This is a genomic window from Streptomyces sp. NBC_01092, from assembly GCF_045039535.1.
In the GTDB taxonomy this organism is placed as follows: Bacteria; Actinomycetota; Actinomycetes; order Streptomycetales; family Streptomycetaceae; genus Streptomyces.
The window spans coordinates 4,468,840-4,485,451 of record NZ_CP108659.1; the positions used below are offsets into that span (position 1 = coordinate 4,468,840).

Here is a 16,612-nt window from a genome sequence, read left to right on the forward strand (position 1 = left end):
AATACATTGGTGCGCCAGCACCGCCGCGCCCCGGGTGTTTGGCTGGATGCATGGGCTCGTACAACGACATGACGGGGGATGTTGTGGGCAACGGAATCGAGATCCCGGCGTACGACGCGGACCGGGCGGCCCGGCGCGACGAGGCGGTGCGGGCGGCCGTGGAGCAGGGGCTCCTCGGGCCCGGCACCCCCATCGTCGGCCTGCTCGACGTCACCGGCATCCGGGAGTCGGCGGCGGCGCTGCGGGCGGCGTTCGACGCGGTGGCGGCGCCGGGCACACCCGTGCTGCACGCCTTCGCGGTGAAGGCGACCCCGCTGGTGCCGGTGCTGCGGCTGCTGCGCGAGGAGGGCATCGGCGCGGAGGTGGCCAGCCCGGGTGAGCTGGCTCTGGCGCGGGCGGCGGGGGTGGGCCCGGAGGCGACGGTCCTGGACTCGCCCGCCAAGACTCCGGCCGAGCTGCGCGAGGCGCTGGCGCTGGGCATCGCCGTCAACGCCGACAACCCGCAGGAGCTGGACCGCATCGACGCTCTGATGAGGTCGGCGGCCAGCCGCTCGCCGCTCGGGATCCGGGTGAATCCGCAGGTCGGCGCGGGTTCGATCGGGGCGACGTCCACGGCCACGGCGACCTCGAAGTTCGGGGTGGCGCTGCGCGACGAGGGGGCGTGGGAGTGGGTCGTACGGGCGTACCAGGACCGCCCGTGGCTGACCCGACTGCACGCGCACACCGGCTCGCAGGGCATCCCGCTGTCACTGCTGGCCCAGGGGGTCGCGGAGGCGTACGCGCTCGCCGAGGAGATCAACCGGCGGATCGGGCGGCGCCAGATCGACACGCTCGACATCGGCGGCGGACTGCCGGTGAACTTCGCCTCGGACGCGACCACGCCGACCTACGCGCAGTACGCGCGGCTGCTGAGCGAGGCGGTGCCCGGACTGTTCGACGGGCGGTACGGGCTGGTGACCGAGTTCGGCCGGTCCCTGCTGGCCAAGCACGGGACGATCGTGGCGCGGGTCGAGTACGCCAAGAGCGCGGGCGGGCGGGCGGTGGCGGTCACGCACGCGGGCGTGCAGGTGGCCACGCGAACGGTGTACGCGCCGGGGAGCTGGCCGCTGCGGATCGCCGTGTACGACGGCAAGGGACACCCGAAGGAAGGGCTGGCGGTGGTTCAGGACGTGGCCGGGCCGGCGTGCTTCTCGGGGGATCTGCTGGCCGAGGGGGCCGCGCTGCCGTTGCTGGAGCAAGGGGACTTCGCGGCCGCGCTGGACACGGGGGCGTACTACTTCGCGCACCACTACGCGTACAACTCCCTTGCCCGGCCGGGCGTTTACGGCTTCGTACCGAAGGACGCCGGGGACGGCGCCGGGGGCATCACCTTCGCGACCGTGCGTGAGCCGCAGTCGCTCGACGAGATCGTGGCCGAATCGGGAGGGGCGCACGCCTCCTCGCTCACCACCCTGCGGGCGCCGAGGAGCCGTTGACGCACCCGCCGCGCAGCGGTAGGCCATAGGTGATCAACTGGACGTAAAACAGGGCCAGTTGACCCACCTTAGTCACTGCGGGCATGTTCCACTGGAAAATGCCCGAACGCTCACTCGCCGCACACACGTTGCGTAGTTTGGCCGTCACTCAGCCGAACCCCGAGGCGGGAGGGGAGCGACGGTGCCCGGAATCGACGAGTGCTTGTTGGAGACGATGCGGCTGCCCGGTGCGCGAGGCGCCGCGCTGGTCGACTGGACCAGCGGGCTGGCCCTGGGCACCGTGGGCGATCCCCCCGGCGGCGATCACGAGACGGCGGCGGCCGAGGCGGCCGAGCTGGCGCGGCTGGCCGCCGAGCAGGGGGCGTTCGGACCCGAGGACGGCACGGGCACGGTGGATCCGCCGGTCGAGGACCTGATCCTCAGCAACCGGGACAGCTACCACGTGCTGCGGTTCGTGCCGACGTCGTTCGACAGCAGCGTGTTCCTGTACCTGTGGCTGGCCCGCGCGGACGGCAATCTCGCGCTGGCCCGCATCCGGCTCGGTGAGATGGCCGAACGGCTGGTGCTGGGATGACCGTGGTCGAAGCCACCCCGCCGCCGCGTCTGCCGGTCCGGGACCGGCAGACGGCTCTGAAGCAGGCCGGGGGCGGTGTCTCACCGATGCTGACCCGGCTCGCCGAGGAGCGGGCCACCGGCGTCCTGGACCGCGAGCACGGCACGCTCCACCTGGCCGAGGGCCGGGTCGTGCACGCCGAGAGCCCGCTCGCGCCCAGCCTCGGCATGCTCCTGACGGCACACGGCGCCCTCGACGCCGAGTCCTGGCAGGAGATCGAGGACAGCGCCGACGAGGGGCGGCTCCTGCGGTACGGCATCACGCCGGGCTCGCTGGAGCTGGCCCAGGTGAGCGCCCTGTACGACGCCGCGTACTTCGCGCTCGCCCCCAGCAGCACGCCCGGTCGCTTCCGCTACGGCGTCGCGCACTGGCTCGCCTCGGTGCATCCGGTGCCGGTCGCCGAGCTGGAGCGCGAGACGCTGCGCCGGCGCGCGCTGCTGCGCCGTATCTGGCCCGACCCGGCGACCGACGGCGCTCCCCTGATCCGGGCCGACCCGGTCGCGGCACCGATGGTGCCGTCCCGGCAGGCGGCCGTACTGGAGCGGGTGGACGGCGTTCGCCGGGCCGCGGACATCGCGCGGGTGCTGGGCCGGCCCGCGTTCCACACGCTGGTGCACATAAGGCGGCTGGCCGCGGCGGGGCTCGTGTCTCCGCAGCCACCGCCCGCTCCGGATCCCGTGCCCGACGACGCCGCCGCCGACCCTTACGTCGCGCTGCTGAAGAGGGTCAGGGATGCGCTGGAGGCCCTTTGACCGCAAACCCTTCGAGGACCGCGAGCCGGACGGGGTGCCTCGCCCACCGCAGCGGTCCCGCGCCGAGAGGAGAAACCTGATGGCGGCCGAGGCCCCGATCCTCGACGAGTTCCGCCGGCTCAGAGCCCGTGTGCCTCAGCTGACCGGGGCGCTCGCGGCCGGCGTGGACGGCCTCGTCCTCGCCCATGACACACCCGGCGTCGAACCGGACGGCCTCGCCGCGCTGACCGCCGCCGCACTCGGCGTCGCGGTGCGGGTGGCGGACGCGACCGGCCGGGGCGACTTCCGGGAACTGCTCATCCGCGGCACCGACGGCTATGTCGCGACGTACGCGGCGGGCCGCACCGCCGTGCTGACGCTGCTCGCCACGGACGGCGTCAATGTCGGCCGGCTGCATCTGGAGGGCCGGCGGGCCGGTGCCCGCATCGGGGAGCTCGTCGACGCGGAGGCGACGCCCGTGCGCAGAAGCCCTGCCAAGAGCTCCGCCAAGGACGCCGCCAAACCCATGCCCACCCGCACGAAAACCGCGCGTTCGGCACGCACCACCGCCAACGCGCGCACCACTACCGAAAGTTGAGAGGAAGACACGTCATGGCCAACACCGAGACCACGCTGAAGGAATGCCTCGCATCGATCGAGGGCGCGACCGGGGTCGCGCTCGTCGACTACACCAGCGGGATGGCGCTCGGCACGCTGGGCGGCAGCAAGAGCTTCGACCTCAATGTCGCCGCCGCCGGCAACACCGACGTCGTCCGCGCCAAGATGCGCACGATGGAGCACCTCGGCCTCAAGGGCGGCATCGAGGACATCCTGATCACCCTCAGCGACGCCTACCACCTCATCCGGCTGATCACCGGGCGCGGCGGCAACGGCCTCTTCCTCTACCTGGTCCTCGACGCCAAGCGCGCCAACCTGGCGATGGCCCGGCACCAGTTGAAGAAGATCGAGGAGGACCTGGAGGTCTGACGCAGGCCGCTACACCAGCGCCGCGGCGCGGCGGCGGGCCCCGCCAGGGGCCGCGTCGCCCGCGGCGATGCCCGTACTGCGGTAGCCCTTCACACCCTTGCCCACGGGGCGGCCGCCCCGGCCGTCGAGCCAGTCGACCCGCACCCACAGCAGGGCACCGTCGGCCCGCTCCCGCCGCCCGAGCCACGCCGCCTTGAGCCGGAGCCCCGCTCCGCACCCCGCCAGCAGCATCCCGCCGGCCGCCGGCGCCGCGAACGCGCTGCCCAGCGCGGCGAGGAAGGCCAGGACCAGCCACCAGCGGTGCCCCCGGCGCCAGTTGCGGACGGCCACCGCGCGGTCCTGGAGCACGTCGTGCTTGCCGGCGCGGGTGGCCGAGCGGATCAGCTCGGCGTACCGCTTGCGGCGCACGGACGCCACCACGACCGTCGTCACCATGAACAGCACGGCGCCCGCCATGACGCCGATCCTTCGGCCGGTGATGCCCGGCACCAGTACGCCGATGCCCGCCGCGAACACCCCGAGCCACCAAAGCGGCGCCGCCCCGGCCCGTACGACGACGGCCACCCGGGCCAGGCCCTGCCCTCCACCGCGTGTCACGTCCAGCCTCCCGTCCCACATCTGTCCAGCTGCTGTGCGCGCACGCTAGCCAGCCAACGTGAGACGAGCCTTAAGAACGCGGTCGAGAGGTCACTCGACGAACAGCCCCCGCGCCGCCGCCCCCGCGTCGAACTCCTCCAGTCGCGCCTGCGCGTCCGGCAGGTCGTCGCACATCGCCTCCAGCAGGACCCGGCCCAGCAGCATCGGCGCGCAGGCCGTGTCGAAGGCGAGGCCCGTGCCGACGGCGGCGGGCAGCAGCAGGTCGGACACCTTGGCGACCGGCGCGAACGCGGAGTCGGCCACCGTCACGACCGTCAGCCCGGCCTCCTTGGCGTACGCCAGGGTGTCCACGACCTCGCGCGGATGCCGGGGCAGGGCGAAGCAGAGCAGGGCGCTCGCGCCGGCGCGTACGGCGGCGTCGATACGGTCCTGGATCATCGTGCCGCCCTCGTGCAGCAGTCGTACGTCCGGGTGCACCTTGGCGGCGAAGTACGAGAAGCCGTACGCCTGGGAGGCGGCGGCGCGCAGGCCGAGCACCGGCAGGGGGCGCGAGGCGGCGAGCAGCCGCCCCGCCTTCTGCACCGGGCGCGGGTCGGCGAGCACCTCGGCCAGGTGCCGGAGGTTCTCGATCTCGGCCTCGACGGCCTGCTGGTACTCGTTGTAGGAGCCCGCGTCGGCCGCCTGCTCCACGGGCGCGACCTCGCGCAGGTGCCTGCGCAGCGCCGGGTAGCCGTCGAAGCCGAGGGCGACGGCGAAGCGGGTCACGGACGGCTGGCTGACGCCCGCCAGCTCGGCCAGCTCCACGCTGGACAGGAACGGCACGTCGGCGGCCCGCCGCACCATGCTGTGCGCGATGCGCCGCTGGGTCGGGGTGAGCCGGTGCCCCTCGAAGAGCGCCTGGAGCCGCGCGGCGGGGCTGTCCACCCCGTGGGACGCCCCCTGGGGCGCCTCATGGGACGCCCCGTCCGACGTCCCGCTCGACGTCCCGTCGGACGTCACGCTCGTGTCCCTGTCCGCGCTCATGCGGCGCTCCCCCTCCAGATCTCCGTGAACCGGTCCAGCAGTGCGGCCGCCGCCGTCACGTCGTCGGTGAGCGGCCGGTCGGCCAGGTCGTCGTCGAGCACCGACTCGGCCAGCGCCATCGCCCGGCCGACCGGAAGCTCAGGGTCGGGCTTGAGGCCGCGCAGCCGCAACGCCCGTACGGCGGCCACGAGTTCACAGCCGACGACGAGACGGTACGCCCGGCACGCACGCAGTGTCTGCCGCGCGGCGAGCGAGGCGAAGCTGGCCTGCTCCTCCACGCCCCGGGAGAGTACAGCGTGGCCGAGCGAGGCGGGAGCGGAGAAGGCACGCAGGTCACCGAGGGCGGCCGCGGCGGCGTACTCCAGGATCATCACGCCGGACGAGGCGGGCTCGTTGTCGGCGAGGAAGGGCTTCAGGCGGGTGTAGCCGGGCTCGTTCAGGGTCGACAGCCGGGACGTCGACAGCCGGGCCACCTGGGTCAGGGCCAGCCTGAAGTGGTCCAGGGCGAGGGCGAGTTGGGCCTGGTAGAAGCCGCCGTGATGGTAGGCGGCCATGTCCTCGGGGGAGATGAACGGGTTCTCGGCGGCCGCGTTGATCTCGACCGCGAGCACCTCCTCCAGGCCGTCGGCGGCGTCGTGCGCGGGCCCGTGGATCTGGGGCAGACAGCGGAAGCCGTAGGGGTCCTGGATGCGGCCGAGCGGCGGGGTCGGCCGGTCCTCGGCGCCGATCAGCTCCCGCATCCGGCGGGCGACCTCGGTGCTGCCCCGGTGCGGCCGGGCGGTGTGCACGGGGGCGGCGTACGCCTCGTGGGACCCGTCGACGGCGAGCAGGGACAGGGCGGCGACGACCTGGGTGGCGGCGACGAGCCCGCGCAGCTCGTGCAGGGCGAGGGCGGCCTGGCCGAGGGTGAGGGCGTTGCTGCTGATGAACGCGAGGGCGTCGTTGTTGTCGAGCGGCTGCGGCTGCGGGGCCCCGGAGCCGCGCCAGGGATGCTCGCCGGCCAGCGCGAGGCCGGTCTGGGCCAGCGCCGCGAGGTCGCCGGTGCCGACCGAGCCGAACTCGTTCACGACCGGGTGGGCGCCGCTCTCCAGCGCCTCGCACATCGCCGTGATGACGGTGGGGCGCAGACCGGCGCCGCCGGCCAGCAGCTGGTTGGCGCGTACGGCGAGCATGGCCCGCACCTGCCGGGCCGGCAGCTCCTCGCCGATGGCGCCGGCGTGGCTGCGCAGCAGGCGCAGGCCGTGTTCGGCGGCGGCGTCGGTGGGCACGTCCTCGTTCCGGTTGGCGCCCACACCGGTGGAGCGGCCGTAGACACGGCCGGTCGCGGCGATGAGGCGGGCGGCGTCCCAGGACTCCTCGGCCCGCTTCATCGCGTCGGTCGCGGGGACCGGCCGCGCGGTTCCGTCGGCGAGGCGCGCGACGTCCTCGACGCCGAGCCCGATCCCGTCGAGGACGACCAGGCCGGTGTGCCCAGCGGAAGACACCACTCCCAGCGTGTCCACGATCCGAGACGACATAAGGCCCAAACTCCCCTCAATCCGGACATCTGATCTTGCTCTTCGGTCATCCGTTACTTCGGATTTACACCAACCCGTTGACAACCTATTCAGCTACCGAGAACTCTGCATGACGTTATACAGCCGGGCAAGGGACATCTCATGATCCAGTTCGACGCGGTCCACAAGCGCTTCCCCAACGGCACGACAGCTGTCCACGATCTCTCCCTGGAGATGCCGGAGGGCGGCGTGACCGTCCTGGTCGGATCCTCCGGTTGTGGCAAGACGACCACATTGCGGATGATCAACCGGATGGTGGAACCGACCTCGGGCACCATCCGGGTCGGTGGCAAGGACGTCACCCGGCAGGACGCCGCCGAGCTGCGCCGCTCCATCGGGTACGTCATCCAGCAGGCGGGCCTGTTCCCGCACCGCACGGTGCTCGACAACGTCGCCACGGTGCCGCTGCTGCTGGGCCACGGCCGCAAGAAGGCCCGGGCCCGCGCGGCCGAGCTGCTGGAGACGGTGGGCCTCGCGCCCGACGCCGGCAAGCGCTACCCGCACCAGCTCTCCGGCGGCCAGCAGCAGCGCGTCGGCGTCGCCCGCGCGCTCGCCGCCGACCCGCCCGTGCTGCTGATGGACGAGCCGTTCGGCGCGGTCGACCCCGTCGTGCGCACCCAGCTCCAGGACGAACTGCTCAGACTCCAGAAGGAGCTGAACAAAACCATCGTCTTCGTCACGCACGACGTCGACGAGGCCGTACGGCTCGGCGACCAGATCGCGATCTTCCGCACCGGCGGCCATCTCGTGCAGTGCGCCTCCCCCGCCGAGCTGCTCGCCCGCCCCGCCGACGACTTCGTGGCCGACTTCCTCGGCGCCGAGCGCGGCCTGAAGCTCCTGAGCCTGAGGACCCTCGCGGACGTGCCGCAGGGCCCGGCACCGGAGGGCGGCGCCTGGAGCCTGGTGCTCGACGAGGCGAACAAGCCGCTGCACTGGGCGTCGAAGGACACCGAGATCCCCGTACGGCCGCTCCGGGACGGCGACTCCCTGCTCGCGGCCCTCGACGAGTCCATCGCCTCCCCCACCGGCCTGATAGCCCGCGTCGACGCCGACGGCATCCTCACCGGTGTCTCGTCCCGCGACGACATCCACGAGCACGCGGGCCAGGCGCACACGGAAGCCAGGGTGAGGGCATGACCATCGACTGGTCGTGGATAGGCGACCACACGGACGACCTCACCACCCTGACGATCTCCCACCTCCAGGCCGCGCTCACCGCCGTCTTCCTCGGCGTCCTGATCTCCCTCCCGCTCGCCGTGATCGCCCACCGGATCCGCCCCCTGCGCGGCTTCCTGCTGGGCCTGTCGAACGTCCTGTTCACGATCCCGTCGATCGCGATCTTCGTGCTCCTGCTCCCGGTCTCGGGCCTCACCCGCACCACGACCGTGATCGGCCTGACGGTCTACACCCTGGTCGTCCTGCTGCGGAACACGGTCGAGGGCCTGGACTCGGTGCCCGTGAAGGCGAAGGAGGCCGCGAAGGCGATGGGCACGCGCCCCCTGCGCACGCTCCTGACGGTCGAGTTCCCGCTGGCGCTCCCCGTGATCATGGCCGGCGTGCGGATCGCGACCGTCATGTCCATCTCCCTGGTCTCGGTCGCGACCTACATCGGCGACGGCGGCCTCGGCCAGCTCTTCACCGACGGCTTCCAGCGCAACTTCCCCACCCCGGTGATCGTAGGAGTGGTCCTCACACTGCTCCTGGCCGTGGTCGCGGACGCTCTGCTGGTCGCCCTGCAGTACGTACTCACCCCCTGGCGGAGGCGGCGAGCCTGACATGTACGAACTCTTCAAGAACCTCGGCGTATGGCTGACCAGCGGCGAGCAGTGGGCCGGCCCCGACGGCATCGCGCACCGCCTGGCCGAGCACCTCCAGTACTCCCTGCTCGCCACGCTCATCGCGGCGGCGATCGGCCTCCCCCTCGGCCTGCTGATCGGCCACACCGGCAAGGGCGCCTTCCTCGCGATCAACCTCGCGTCGTTCGGCCGCGCCCTGCCGACCGTCGGTCTGGTCGTGCTGGTCTTCCTGGCCAGCGGCCTGTCCATGACCCCGGTCTACGTCGCGCTGGTCGCCCTCGCGGTCCCCGCGATCGTCACCAACACCTACGCCGGGATAACGGCCGTAGACCCGGACGTGAAGGACGCGGCACGCGGCCAGGGCATGCGCGCCCACCAGGTCCTCTTCCAGGTGGAACTCCCGCTCGCCCTCCCCCTGATCATGACGGGCCTGCGCCTGGCACTGATCCAGGTCGTGGCCACGGCCACCATTGCCGCGTACGTCTCCTTCGGCGGCCTGGGCCGCTACGTCTTCGACGGCCTCGCCCAGCGCGACCTCGTGCAGGTGCTCGGCGGCGCGGTGCTGGTGGCCGTGATCGCCGTAGCCCTGGATCTACTCCTCGCCGCCCTCCAGCGCTTCCTCTTCCGCCACCGCACTGCCTAGGGACCCCCTCGATGAACCGACGTTCGATGAATCGACGCACTCTCCTCGGCGGCCTCTTCGCAGCGGCCTCCGTCCCCGCCCTCGCTGCCTGCTCCGGCGGCATCACCTCCCTGGACAACCAGGGCTCGACCTCCGGCGGCGGCGGCTCCAGCAAGGGCGGCCTCACCATCGGCACGGCCAACTTCACCGAGAACCAGGTGCTCGGCTACCTGTACGCGGCCGTCCTGGAATCGGCCGGCGTGAAGGTCACCGTCCGCCCCAACCTCGGCACCCGCGAGATCCTGATCCCGGCCCTCAAGGGCGGCGACATCGACCTGCTCCCCGAGTACCAGGGCGCCCTGCTGCACTACGTCGCACCCAAGGCGACCGCGACGGAGGAGGGCGAGATGCAGAACGCCCTCACCATCGCCCTCCCGAGCGGCCTCCAGGTGCTGCCGTACGGCATGGCCGAGGACTCGGACGCCTTCGCCGTCACCCGCGAGACGGCCGAGAAGTACGGCCTGACGTCGCTGGCCGACCTGAAGAAGCAGAACGGCAAGCTGGTGATCGGCGCGGCGCCCGAGGTGAAGAAGCGGGAGGTCGGCGCGGTGGGCCTCAAGGAGGTCTACGGGGTGGAGTTCAAGGAATTCAAGTCCCTCGACTCCTCCGGTCCGCTGGTCAAGGGCGCCCTGAAGAAGGGCGACGTGGACGTGGCGAACCTCTTCACCACCGACACCGACATCCAGGCCAACGACTGGGTGGTGCTGACCGACCCCAAGAACCTCATCCCCGGCCAGCACATCGTCCCGCTCATCGCCGACCGCAAGGCCGACTCCACCGTCCGCAAGGCCCTCGCCGCACTCGGCAACGCCCTGACCACCGCCCAGCTGACCGAGCTGAACCGGCAGGTCGACAAGGACAAGAAGGACCCGGAAGACGTGGCGAACGCCTACGCGAAGGAGCAGGGGCTGGTGAAGTAGCGGCGCAGTGCCGTACACCCCCTGACCAACAGGGGGGCTAACCCCAGTGCGGTCCACTCCCGGGCTGCTTACCTTTGGCTTATGACCGGAATGGACGCGCGGGACACCGAGCTCAAGAAGGAACTCAACGCCACCCTGCACGCACGCAGGGAACTGGGCGACGACTACGAGTCCGCGCTGGTCGACTCGTTCATGGAGAAGGTCGACCAGCGTATCGACGGGGCGGTCGAGCGCCGTATGCGGCGGCAGATGGCCGAGCAGCAGATGGTGGTGGCCCGCGGCTCGCGGTCACCGAAGCCGACGGACTCCTTCGGTGAGCGCTTCGGCTTCGGCATCGTCTCGCTGGTGCTGGCGATCCCGCTGTCGGCGATCGGCGGCGGCGTAGCCGACATCTCCGGGTTGCTGGTCGCCTGGGCAGGCATCGTCGGCGTGAACGTCGTCCAGGCGGCGCGCACCAACCCCGGCCTGTTCCGGGGCTGGCGCCGCAAGTCGGCCAAGCACGAGGACCGCTGGGAGGACTGAACTTCCCGGGATGGTGCAACGTCCCAAGCCCGTCCGGCGTTTGAGGACGAGGCCGTTCAGGCCGACACGGGGGTCTGGGGGCGTAGCCCCCGGACGGCGTCCGCAACGTCGGGTGCTCAGAAAGATGTGCGCGGGGACCGCCGCACCCCCGTTTCCGGGGGGCGGGACGACGGCGGTCCCCGCGAGGGACGCGGGCCGGGTCAGGGCCGGGCTTGCGCGTCCTTGGCGTCCATGGAGGTCCGGGAGCCGCTCCGGAGGTCCTTGGCGCCGTTCGGCGTCGGCTAGGGCGGGGAGCCGCTCCCGCCCTGCCGACACCCACTAATGTGCCGGACCCGTGTTAAGCCGGTGCTGCGCGGACGTGACGCGCTCGTACCAGTTCCGCGTCGCTCCGAGCGGCCCCTGTCACCGCAAGTTCGCCGCGGACACGGCTCGTTCACCGCAGGTTCGCCGCTACTTCCCGCCCTTGGCCAGGAAGGCCAGCAGGTCCTGCCGGCTGACCACACCGGTCGGCTTGCCCTCGACCAGCACGATCGCCGCGTCCGCCTCGCCCAGCACCTTCATCAGGTCCTCGACCGGCTCACCGGAGCCGACCTGCGGCAGCGGCGCCGACATGTGCTTCTCCAACGGGTCCTCCAGGGAGGCCCGCTTGGTGAACAGGGCGTCGAGCAGCTCCCGTTCGACGACGGACCCCACGACCTCGGCGGCCATGACGTCCGGGTGACCGGCGCCCGGCTTCACGATCGGCATCTGCGAGACGCCGTACTCGCGCAGCACCTCGATGGCCTCGCCGACCGTCTCGTCCGGGTGCATGTGGACGAGGGAGGGGATGGCGCCGTGCTCCTTGTCGTTGAGGACGTCGGCGACGCGCGCGCTCGGGCCCTCGTCCTCCAGGAAGCCGTAGTCGGCCATCCACTCGTCGTTGAAGATCTTGCTGAGGTAGCCACGGCCGCTGTCGGGCAGCAGCACGACCACGACATCGTCCGGGCCCAGCCGCTCGGCGACCCGCAGCGCGCCCACGACCGCCATCCCGCACGACCCGCCCACGAGCAGCCCTTCCTCACGGGCCAGGCGCCGGGTCATCTGGAAGGAGTCCTTGTCGGACACGGCGACGATCTCGTCGGCGACGGTCCGGTCGTAGGCGGTCGGCCAGAAGTCCTCACCGACGCCCTCGACGAGATACGGCCGCCCGGAGCCGCCCGAGTAGACGGAGCCCTCGGGGTCGGCGCCGATGACCTTCACCTTGCCGTCGCTGACGTCCTTCAGATAGCGCCCGGTACCGGAGATGGTCCCGCCGGTCCCCACGCCCGCCACGAAGTGGGTGATCTTCCCTTCCGTCTGCTCCCACAGCTCGGGGCCGGTGGAGTGGTAGTGGGAGAGCGGGTTGTTGGGGTTGGAGTACTGGTCCGGCTTCCAGGCACCGGGCGTCTCCCGCACCAGCCGGTCCGAGACGTTGTAGTACGAGTCCGGGTGCTCGGGATCCACGGCGGTCGGGCAGACGACCACCTCGGCTCCATAGGCCCGCAGCACATTGATCTTGTCCGTGCTGACCTTGTCGGGGCACACGAAGATGCACTTGTACCCCTTCTGCTGGGCGACGATCGCGAGCCCGACCCCGGTGTTGCCGCTGGTCGGCTCGACGATGGTGCCGCCGGGCTTGAGCGCGCCGCTCTCCTCCGCGGCCTCGATCATCCGCAGGGCGATGCGGTCCTTCACGGAACCGCCCGGGTTGAAGTACTCGACCTTGGCCAGGACTGTGGCCTGGATGCCCTTGGTCACGTTGTTGAGCCTCACCAGCGGGGTGTTGCCGACGAGACTGATCATCGAGTCGTGGAAATGCACCGTTGTCTCCGGATGCTGCAAAAAGGGTGGTCGTAGTGGTTACGCCAGCCTAGGCCCTGTGGCCGGACCGGGGCTGGTGAAGCCCAGTTCACTCGCCGTTGGGATTGGGCCACGGTCGGTGCGGGGCAAGCAGTTGATGTACGGCTATGAGGAGGTGGCGTCGACGCATGACGAGGATGTCGAGGGCAAGGGTTGCCCGACGGATCGCGGCGGGCGCCGCGTACGGCGGAGGCGGCATCGGTCTGGCCGGCGCCGCGGCCGTCGGTCTGGTGCTGGCCGAGGTGCGGATGGCGAGGCGGCACGTCGGCAACGGCACCAGCAACCACGTGCCGAACGCCGACGGCCGGTACGGCCACCTCTACGAGACCCCCGGCGAAGGGCCGCTGCGGCTGACGATGCTGGGTGACTCGACGGCCGCGGGCCAGGGCGTGCACCGGGCGGGCCAGACGCCGGGCGCGCTGCTGGCCTCGGGGCTGGCGGCGGTGGCGGAACGCCCGGTGCTCCTGCGCAACGCGGCCCTGCCGGGTGCCCGCTCGGACGACCTGGACCGCCAGGTGGCCCTGGTGCTGGCCGACCCCGCCCTCGTGCCCGACGTCTGCGTGATCATGATCGGCGCGAACGACGTCACGAACCGGATGCCCGCCACGCGCTCGGTCCGCCACCTGTCCTCGGCGGTACGACGCCTGCGTACGGCGGGCGCGGAGGTGGTGGTCGGCACCTGCCCCGACCTGGGCACGATCGAACCGGTCCAGCAGCCCTTGCGCTGGCTGGCTCGCCGGGCCTCGCGCCAACTGGCGGCCGCCCAGACGATCGGCGCGATCGAGCAGGGCGGCCGCACGGTGTCGCTGGGCGACCTCCTCGGCCCGGAATTCGAGGCGAACCCGAGGGAACTCTTCGGCCCCGACAACTACCACCCCTCGGCGGAGGGCTACGCCACGGCGGCGATGGCAGTCCTCCCGACGGTCTGCGCCACGCTGGGCCTGTGGCCGGCGGAAGAGGAACGCCCCGACGCCACCCGCCGCGAGGGCTTCCTCCCGGTGGCCCGGGCAGCGGCCGAGGCGGCCTCGGAGGCGGGCACGGAGGTCACGGCCGCCATGCCGACGGGCCCCAAGGGCCCCTGGGCCCTCTTGAAACGCCGCCGACGCCGCCGGGTACCGGAACCGGAGAGGGCCCCGGCGACGCCGTCACCATGAACCAGGATCTCGCCCCCGCCGCCCCTACCCGTCCCATCCTTCTGGGGCTCCGCCCCAGACCCCGCTCCTCAAACTCCCCCAAGCTCTTCGAGCAGGGGGGACCCCCAGAGGGGCTGACTTCAGCCCGTCCGGCGTTTGAGGACGAGGCCCCTTCAGGGCCGAAGCGGGGGTCCGGGGGCGGCAGCCCCCGGGGACGGGACGGGTAGGGGCGGCGGGGGCGAGGAAAGCAAGCGCTTAGAAAATTGCGGTCAGGGTCACACCCCCACGGCAGTGACCTCGCCCATACGTACGGGTAACTTCCATCACAGCCCCTGCCCGACCCCCGGTATGCCACTGGAGCCGTGATGCCCGAAGCCGTGATCGTCTCGACCGCCCGCTCCCCCATCGGCCGCGCCTTCAAGGGCTCCCTCAAAGACCTGCGCCCCGACGACCTCACCGCCACGATCATCCAGGCCGCCCTCGCCAAGGTCCCCGAGCTGGACCCGCGCGACATCGACGACCTGATGCTCGGCTGCGGCCTCCCCGGCGGCGAACAGGGCAACAACCTCGGCCGCATCGTCGCCGTACAGATGGGCATGGACCACCTCCCGGGCTGCACGGTCACCCGCTACTGCTCCTCGTCCCTCCAGACGAGCCGCATGGCCCTGCACGCCATCAAGGCCGGCGAGGGCGACGTCTTCATCTCGGCGGGCGTGGAGACGGTCTCCCGGTTCGCCAAGGGCAACTCCGACAGCATCCCGGACACGCACAACCCCCTCTTCGCCGACGCCGAGGCCCGCACGGCTGACGTCGCCCAGCAGGAGGGCACGACCTGGCACGACCCGCGCGAGGACGGCCTCGTCCCGGACGCGTACATCGCCATGGGCCAGACCGCCGAGAACCTCGCCCGCATGAAGGGCATCACCCGCCAGGAACTGGACGAGTTCGGAGTCCGCTCGCAGAACCTCGCCGAGGAAGCCATCAAGAACGGCTTCTGGGAGCGCGAGATCACCCCGGTGACCCTCCCCGACGGCACCGTCGTCAGCAAGGACGACGGCCCCCGCGCAGGCGTCACCATCGAGGGCGTGGCGGGCCTGAAGCCGGTCTTCCGCCCCGACGGCCTCGTCACCGCCGGCAACTGCTGCCCCCTCAACGACGGCGCCGCCGCACTCGTGATCATGTCCGACACCAAGGCCCGCGAGCTCGGCCTCACCCCGCTCGCCCGCATCGTCTCCACCGGCGTCTCCGGCCTGTCCCCGGAGATCATGGGCCTCGGCCCGGTGGAGGCCAGCCAGCAGGCCCTGCGCCGTGCCGGCCTCACCATCGACGACATCGACCTGGTCGAGATCAACGAGGCGTTCGCCGCCCAGGTGATCCCCTCCTACCGCGACCTGGGCATCGACATCGACAAGCTGAACGTCAACGGCGGCGCCATCGCCGTCGGCCACCCCTTCGGCATGACCGGCGCCCGCATCACCACCACGCTCATCAACTCCCTCCAGCACCACGACAAGCAGTTCGGTCTGGAGACGATGTGCGTCGGCGGCGGCCAGGGCATGGCGATGGTCATCGAGCGCCTGAGCTGAAACGGGCCGATTCGAGCCCCTAGGTAGTCAACTCACGACCCAGCGTGAGCGTTCGGCCCAGAACCCGGGAAACTCCAAGGTTCTGGGCCGTTTTGTGATCCAATCTCCCCCAGGATGTGACCTATCTCCCTTCGCGGAGGGATATACGCAGGTCAGAGCTGTTTCAGCACCAAACCCCAGGCCCAAAACCCTGCCCGTTTCGTGACGTTACGCACTGACAGCTGGATAGTCCGCCCTTCAAGCTGATGTAGGAAGTCGGGGGTCGACTTTGAACCGGGAGTACGTCAGTGAGCGCCATGCCGATCGCCTTGCTGCTCACCACGGCCGCCACCGGCGCCGTGGGCGTCGCCGTCCTGCGCACCGTCCTGGTGCTGCGCCGGCAGGTCGCGGCCCTGCACGCCGAGCTGGCACAGAAGAACGCCGCCGCGGCCCGCGGCCTCGTCCCGCAGGCCCGCCTCGCCGCGGAGGCCGATGAGATACGCGCCGCCGTGGCCGAGGCGCTCGCCGAGGAACGCGAGCGGGAGCTGGCCGAGGCGCGCGCCTTCTGGGCCGCCCAGGAGGCCCGTGACGCCTCGGACGCGCCCACGCTGCTGGGGCTGTCGGACAGCGAGCTGTTCCTGCCCCGCCAGGCCGACTTCGCGGGCCTGGAGCACCTGGAGCCGGTGACCGAGCCGACCGCGGAGCCCGACGAGTTCGCCGGGGAGTCCCCCGAACTGGCCGCGGCCCGCCGCCGTCACCCCTCCCACCCGGACTTCGTCCCGACGTCGTCACCGGTGGTGAACGACCACGAGCGCACGGTGGCCACCCTGGAGGACCTGGCCTCCTCCGCCACCGAACTGACCGACGTCCGCCCCGGCCCCCTGGGCACCCTCGACGTCTACGTCTTCGCCGACGGCACCACCCTGTGCATGACCCCGGGCCACCGCGAGACGGCGGAACGCCTGGCGGCGGCCCTGCGCGCCGGCGAGACGCCGGTACTGCTGGGCGGTTCGGGCATCTCGGGCGCGTACACGCTGACCTTCGCGTGCGGCGAGGAGAACGTCTACATCCTGGCCGACCGGGTCATAGCGTCCCTCTAGAAATCACGCCGGCCAGGGAGCGCACTCCCGGGGG

At 71.7% G+C, this 16,612-nt stretch carries 17 protein-coding genes; 13 read left to right on the top strand and 4 right to left on the bottom strand.

The annotated features are described in order from the left end of the window. Window positions 1-68 precede the first annotated feature (68 nt). The 5 genes from OG254_RS20015 to OG254_RS20035 all read left to right on the top strand — a co-directional run bounded on the left by OG254_RS20015 (window position 69) and on the right by OG254_RS20035 (window position 3,806). On the top strand, window positions 69-1,475 hold the full coding sequence (locus OG254_RS20015) for a diaminopimelate decarboxylase (RefSeq protein WP_405595093.1): 1,407 nt from the start codon (window positions 69-71) through the stop codon (window positions 1,473-1,475). A 181-nt stretch (window positions 1,476-1,656) separates the two neighbouring features. Then, window positions 1,657-2,049, top strand: coding sequence for a hypothetical protein (locus tag OG254_RS20020; protein WP_147999679.1), 393 nt, complete (start codon window positions 1,657-1,659; stop codon window positions 2,047-2,049). After that, window positions 2,046-2,840 (top strand): transcriptional regulator, encoded by a 795-nt coding sequence (locus tag OG254_RS20025; RefSeq protein WP_405583580.1) that lies wholly within the window; start codon window positions 2,046-2,048, stop codon window positions 2,838-2,840. The genes OG254_RS20020 and OG254_RS20025 overlap by 4 nt, the downstream gene beginning before the upstream one ends. A 79-nt stretch (window positions 2,841-2,919) precedes the next feature. Further along, entirely contained in the window at window positions 2,920-3,417 is a 498-nt protein-coding gene (locus tag OG254_RS20030; RefSeq protein ID WP_405583582.1) for a roadblock/LC7 domain-containing protein, read from the top strand. 14 nt (window positions 3,418-3,431) lie between these two features. After that, complete coding sequence (locus OG254_RS20035; RefSeq protein WP_147999682.1) at window positions 3,432-3,806, top strand: hypothetical protein; 375 nt, start codon at window positions 3,432-3,434, stop codon at window positions 3,804-3,806. Window positions 3,807-3,815: 9 nt separating this feature from the next. Here the strand turns inward: OG254_RS20035 and OG254_RS20040 are convergent, their stop codons facing one another. From OG254_RS20040 to OG254_RS20050, 3 genes are all read right to left on the bottom strand, one after another. Then, window positions 3,816-4,403, bottom strand: coding sequence for a hypothetical protein (locus tag OG254_RS20040; protein WP_405583584.1), 588 nt, complete (start codon window positions 4,401-4,403; stop codon window positions 3,816-3,818). Window positions 4,404-4,493: 90 nt separating this feature from the next. Continuing rightward, a complete protein-coding gene (locus OG254_RS20045) occupies window positions 4,494-5,426 on the bottom strand; it encodes a MurR/RpiR family transcriptional regulator (protein WP_405583586.1) in 933 nt (310 codons plus the stop codon). Beyond that, the gene (locus OG254_RS20050) at window positions 5,423-6,943 is read right to left on the bottom strand and encodes an aromatic amino acid ammonia-lyase (protein ID WP_351194443.1); all 1,521 of its coding nucleotides are present in this window, start codon (window positions 6,941-6,943) and stop codon (window positions 5,423-5,425) included. Before OG254_RS20050 ends, OG254_RS20045 begins: the two co-directional genes overlap by 4 nt. A 141-nt stretch (window positions 6,944-7,084) precedes the next feature. Here OG254_RS20050 and OG254_RS20055 point away from each other — a divergent pair, with 141 nt between their 5' ends. From OG254_RS20055 to OG254_RS20075, 5 genes are all read left to right on the top strand, one after another. After that, the gene (locus tag OG254_RS20055; protein ID WP_405583588.1) at window positions 7,085-8,119 is read left to right on the top strand and encodes an ABC transporter ATP-binding protein; all 1,035 of its coding nucleotides are present in this window, start codon (window positions 7,085-7,087) and stop codon (window positions 8,117-8,119) included. Beyond that, on the top strand, window positions 8,116-8,757 hold the full coding sequence (locus OG254_RS20060) for an ABC transporter permease (protein ID WP_405583590.1): 642 nt from the start codon (window positions 8,116-8,118) through the stop codon (window positions 8,755-8,757). The genes OG254_RS20055 and OG254_RS20060 overlap by 4 nt, the downstream gene beginning before the upstream one ends. 1 nt (window position 8,758) lies before the next feature. Beyond that, on the top strand, window positions 8,759-9,421 hold the full coding sequence (locus tag OG254_RS20065) for an ABC transporter permease (RefSeq protein ID WP_405583592.1): 663 nt from the start codon (window positions 8,759-8,761) through the stop codon (window positions 9,419-9,421). 26 nt (window positions 9,422-9,447) lie between these two features. Then, window positions 9,448-10,380 carry an ABC transporter substrate-binding protein gene (locus OG254_RS20070; RefSeq protein ID WP_405583594.1) on the top strand — a complete coding sequence of 311 codons (933 nt, stop codon included), beginning with the start codon at window positions 9,448-9,450 and terminating at the stop codon, window positions 10,378-10,380. 81 nt (window positions 10,381-10,461) lie between these two features. Next, window positions 10,462-10,902 (top strand): hypothetical protein, encoded by a 441-nt coding sequence (locus OG254_RS20075; protein ID WP_405583596.1) that lies wholly within the window; start codon window positions 10,462-10,464, stop codon window positions 10,900-10,902. 450 nt (window positions 10,903-11,352) lie between these two features. Here OG254_RS20075 and OG254_RS20080 read toward each other — a convergent pair whose 3' ends face one another. Further along, a complete protein-coding gene (locus OG254_RS20080) occupies window positions 11,353-12,741 on the bottom strand; it encodes a cystathionine beta-synthase (RefSeq protein WP_405583598.1) in 1,389 nt (462 codons plus the stop codon). 167 nt (window positions 12,742-12,908) lie between these two features. On the opposite strand from OG254_RS20080, the gene OG254_RS20085 reads away from it, so the two are divergent. The 3 genes from OG254_RS20085 (at window position 12,909) to OG254_RS20095 (ending at window position 16,578) form a co-directional block, all read left to right on the top strand. Next, window positions 12,909-13,934 (top strand): SGNH/GDSL hydrolase family protein, encoded by a 1,026-nt coding sequence (locus OG254_RS20085; RefSeq protein ID WP_351194456.1) that lies wholly within the window; start codon window positions 12,909-12,911, stop codon window positions 13,932-13,934. A 344-nt stretch (window positions 13,935-14,278) separates the two neighbouring features. Then, complete coding sequence (locus OG254_RS20090) at window positions 14,279-15,499, top strand: acetyl-CoA C-acetyltransferase (protein ID WP_405583600.1); 1,221 nt, start codon at window positions 14,279-14,281, stop codon at window positions 15,497-15,499. Window positions 15,500-15,795: 296 nt separating this feature from the next. Then, window positions 15,796-16,578: a hypothetical protein gene (locus OG254_RS20095; protein ID WP_405595095.1), complete on the top strand. Its 783-nt coding sequence runs from the start codon at window positions 15,796-15,798 to the stop codon at window positions 16,576-16,578. Window positions 16,579-16,612 lie beyond the last annotated feature (34 nt).

Coding starts and splice junctions, on each gene's coding strand:
- OG254_RS20050 (WP_351194443.1), bottom strand. CDS start 6,943: ATGTCGTCTCGGATCGTGGACACGCTGGGAGTGGTGTCTTCCGCTGGG.
- OG254_RS20030 (WP_405583582.1), top strand. CDS start 2,920: ATGGCGGCCGAGGCCCCGATCCTCGACGAGTTCCGCCGGCTCAGAGCC.
- OG254_RS20025 (WP_405583580.1), top strand. CDS start 2,046: ATGACCGTGGTCGAAGCCACCCCGCCGCCGCGTCTGCCGGTCCGGGAC.
- OG254_RS20055 (WP_405583588.1), top strand. CDS start 7,085: ATGATCCAGTTCGACGCGGTCCACAAGCGCTTCCCCAACGGCACGACA.
- OG254_RS20075 (WP_405583596.1), top strand. CDS start 10,462: ATGACCGGAATGGACGCGCGGGACACCGAGCTCAAGAAGGAACTCAAC.
- OG254_RS20060 (WP_405583590.1), top strand. CDS start 8,116: ATGACCATCGACTGGTCGTGGATAGGCGACCACACGGACGACCTCACC.
- OG254_RS20015 (WP_405595093.1), top strand. CDS start 69: ATGACGGGGGATGTTGTGGGCAACGGAATCGAGATCCCGGCGTACGAC.
- OG254_RS20090 (WP_405583600.1), top strand. CDS start 14,279: ATGCCCGAAGCCGTGATCGTCTCGACCGCCCGCTCCCCCATCGGCCGC.
- OG254_RS20035 (WP_147999682.1), top strand. CDS start 3,432: ATGGCCAACACCGAGACCACGCTGAAGGAATGCCTCGCATCGATCGAG.
- OG254_RS20085 (WP_351194456.1), top strand. CDS start 12,909: ATGACGAGGATGTCGAGGGCAAGGGTTGCCCGACGGATCGCGGCGGGC.
- OG254_RS20095 (WP_405595095.1), top strand. CDS start 15,796: ATGCCGATCGCCTTGCTGCTCACCACGGCCGCCACCGGCGCCGTGGGC.
- OG254_RS20070 (WP_405583594.1), top strand. CDS start 9,448: ATGAATCGACGCACTCTCCTCGGCGGCCTCTTCGCAGCGGCCTCCGTC.
- OG254_RS20045 (WP_405583586.1), bottom strand. CDS start 5,426: ATGAGCGCGGACAGGGACACGAGCGTGACGTCCGACGGGACGTCGAGC.
- OG254_RS20065 (WP_405583592.1), top strand. CDS start 8,759: ATGTACGAACTCTTCAAGAACCTCGGCGTATGGCTGACCAGCGGCGAG.